Below are 3,111 nucleotides of genomic sequence, written 5' to 3'. Positions count from 1 at the left end.
CCCCGAAGCCGACGAGAACACCCGCGGCGCCGGTACGCATGAGGTGCAGCGCCGCCGTGTACGTGCTCGCGCCACCGACGATCACGGGGACGTCGAGTTCGTAGATGAACTTCTTGAGGTTCAGCGGTTCGACGCTCTTCGACACGTGCTCAGCTGACACCGTCGTGCCACGGATCACGAAGAGGTCAACACCCGCGTCGATGACGGTCTTGTAGTGCTCCTGCGTGAGCTGCGGGCTGAGCGCCGCGGCGACCGGAACCCCGGCAGCACGAATCTCGGCGATGCGTTCCTTCAGCAGGTGCGGCTTGATGGCTTCCGAGTAGATCTCCTGGAGCCGCTTCGTGGCGCCGACCGCCTTCAGGCCGCGGATCTCCTTCAGAACCTTGTCGGCATCCTCATAGCGCGTCCAGACGCCCTCGAGGTCGAGCACCCCGAGGCCACCGAGTTTGCCGATCGCGATCGCGGTCGCGGGACTCACCACCGAATCCATCGGCGCCGCCAGCACCGGGATGTCGAAGGTGAACGCGTCGATCGTCCACGCGACGCTGACATCGTGCGGGTCGCGGGTGCGCCGACTGGGCACGATCGCGATGTCGTCGAACGCGTAGGCCCGCCGCGCGCGCTTGGCCCGCCCGATCTCGATGTCGCTCACCCGTCGAGCCTACCGACCCCGCCCCTCCCGCTTGGCTGGATCTGCGCGCGGTTGGACCCGATTCGAACGGGGTCCAGCCGCGCGCTTCCCCGTCTGGGGACACCCGCGTCGCTCAGCAACGCGATCAACTCGACTGGGTTAGCGAGATGCGACCACAAGATGCGCACGCAGCTTCCCGGAATCGCACGCAAACGATCCTCCCGCTTCTTCTCCCGCCACACGACCTCCGCAGGGTCTCCGCTGTTGTACTCCTGCCGCGTGTACTTCTGCTTCCCGTCGAACTCTCCGAATACCCAGGCCCCGTCGCTCCGGCGCCACCGGAAGTCGACCCGCATCTCACCGATCCGGTCACGTACCACCACCTGGAGTTCTGGCTCCTCGAAACCGAGCTGGTAGATCACCGCGCGAGCGACGGACTCTCCGCCATTCTCGGCCGTGCCGTCAGCGAATGCGACCGACTGCCGAGCGACGACCTGCCCGTACGCACTCGACCGCCGGAGCACCGCCTCGAGCAGCTCGCCGCGGCTCGACCCGGTCCGCAACGCCCAATCGGCTGCCACCACCCCGGCCACGAAGCCCTCAGTGGCCGCGAGATCGACGACGGTGCGCGCCAGCGAAGTGACCGGCAGCCCCTGATGGACCGTGATTGGAGCGTTTCGCGCGCCGACGGAGGTCCGCCGCACGCCCGGTTCTGACTTTCCGCCGCCACGATAAGTCGCGAGGAGGAGCACCTCAGCTGGCCAGGTGTCGTCGAGGACTGGGATGCCCCAGACCGCCGCTGCCGACCGTCCTGCGAGCACGGGATCCTGGACATCCGAGACGACCGCGGCCGCACGGACGATGTGCCGCTCGCGCGAGTTCAGCGTGCGCCACGCCTCGCCGAGACAGTATGCACCGCGACGGATACGGACCAGGTCACCACGACGCACCAGGCGACGGATCGACTCTCTCGTTTGGCCTGAGACCAAAAGCTCCGCGGTCCGAATGAGCATCGCGCTGGGTTCCGAAAACATGCGGCGATGCTGCCCTGTTGAGGGAGCAGATGGATCTTCGAGGCATCGATGGGCGTAAAGCCGCTCGCGCGCCCCATGGGGAGGGATGCCCCGGCTAGACAGAGTCCGGCGCGCTTAGACCCGCCTCGAACAGGGTCCAACCGCGCTCGGCTGGATCTAAGTCGAACCTATCCGGCTTACCCGGTGTAGTTGGGCGCCTCGACGGTCATTTGGATGTCGTGGGGGTGCGACTCTTTGAGGCCGGCGGGGGTGATGCGCACGAACTTGCCGCGGGCCTTCAGCTCGGGGATGGTGCGGGCCCCTACGTAGAACATGCTCTGCCGCAGGCCGCCCATGAGCTGGTACACCGTTGCGGCGAGCGAGCCCCGGTAGGAGACCCGACCCTCGATGCCTTCGGCGATGAGCTGGGCGTCGGAGGGTACGTCGGCCTGGAAGTACCGGTCGCGCGAGTACGAGGTCTTCTTGCCGCGATCGCTCATCGCACCGATCGAGCCCATGCCCCGATAGTTTTTGAACTGCTTGCCATTGACGTAGACCAGGTCGCCCGGGCTTTCGTCGGTACCGGCGAGCAACGAGCCGAGCATGACGGTGTCGGCGCCCGCGACGAGCGCTTTCGCGATGTCGCCCGAATACTGCAGGCCACCGTCGGCGATGACGGGCACCCCGGTTTCGCGGGCAGCGAGCGACGCTTCGTAGACCGCCGTCACCTGCGGCACCCCGACTCCGGCGACGACCCGCGTCGTGCAGATCGAACCTGGTCCGACGCCGACCTTGATCGCGTCGGCTCCGGCGTCGATGAGCGACTGCGCGCCCGACCGGGTCGCAACGTTGCCCCCGATGATGTCGATGGCCGCGAATGCGGTGTCGCGCTTCAGCCGCCCGATGATTTCGAGGACCCCGGCAGAATCACCGTTGGCGGTGTCGACGACGATGACGTCAACACCCGCGTCGCGCAGTGCCCCCGCGCGGTCCCAGGCGTCGCCGAAGAACCCGATGGCGGCGCCGACCCGAAGTCGACCCTCGGAATCCTTGGTCGCGTTCGGGTACTTCTCGCTCTTGTCGAAGTCCTTCACCGTGATGAGCCCCTGGAGGCGGCCCTCGGCATCCACGAGCGGGGGCTTCTCGATCTTGTGTTGCGCGAAGATCGCGACCGCGTCATCCGGGTCGATGCCGACCGGGGCGGTGATGAGCGGAATCTTCGTCATGACGTCGCGCACGAGGGTCGTCGATTTCTCGAACGGCGACACGAAACGCATGTCGCGGTTCGTGATGATGCCGACGAGACGCCCGTCGCCTTCGATGACTGGCAGACCCGAAACTCGGAACTGCCCGCACAGCGCGTCGACTTCATCGGGGGCAACGTTGCGACCCGGTCGGGCGCGCAGTCGCTCATCGACGCCGGAGCCGACGCGATCAAGGTCGGCGTCGGACCAGGTTCGATCTGCA

General features: G+C 66.9%; 3 protein-coding genes and 1 pseudogene. 1 reads left to right on the top strand and 3 read right to left on the bottom strand.

What is annotated here, in order from left to right:
* The 3 genes and pseudogenes from RMO30_RS09285 to RMO30_RS09275 all read right to left on the bottom strand — a co-directional run.
* Nucleotides 1-652 (bottom strand): IMP dehydrogenase (locus RMO30_RS09285; RefSeq protein WP_309712376.1); only part of this gene is annotated, 652 nt, incomplete at its 3' end.
* Nucleotides 649-1,644 carry a type IV toxin-antitoxin system AbiEi family antitoxin domain-containing protein gene (locus tag RMO30_RS09280; RefSeq protein ID WP_309712373.1) on the bottom strand — a complete coding sequence of 332 codons (996 nt, stop codon included), beginning with the start codon at nucleotides 1,642-1,644 and terminating at the stop codon, nucleotides 649-651. The genes RMO30_RS09280 and RMO30_RS09285, both read right to left, overlap by 4 nt.
* 197 nt (nucleotides 1,645-1,841) lie before the next feature.
* Nucleotides 1,842-3,017: pseudogene (locus tag RMO30_RS09275) on the bottom strand (IMP dehydrogenase); the annotation flags it as partial.
* On the opposite strand from RMO30_RS09275, the gene RMO30_RS13130 reads away from it, so the two are divergent.
* A partial coding sequence (locus RMO30_RS13130; protein ID WP_397427917.1) for an IMP dehydrogenase occupies nucleotides 2,991-3,111 on the top strand: 121 nt, incomplete at its 3' end. The pseudogene RMO30_RS09275 and the gene RMO30_RS13130 sit on opposite strands and share 27 nt — an antisense overlap.

Source organism: Pseudolysinimonas sp. (genome assembly GCF_031389465.1).
In the GTDB taxonomy this organism is placed as follows: Bacteria; Actinomycetota; Actinomycetes; order Actinomycetales; family Microbacteriaceae; genus Pseudolysinimonas_A.
The sequence above is the reverse complement of the archived record's forward strand: the minus strand, read 5'-3'. Positions and strand labels throughout refer to the sequence as shown.

Bases quoted from the DNA above. Each gene is read 5' to 3' on its own strand.
- RMO30_RS09280 (WP_309712373.1), bottom strand. From the start codon at position 1,644: ATGCTCATTCGGACCGCGGAGCTTTTGGTCTCAGGCCAAACGAGAGAG.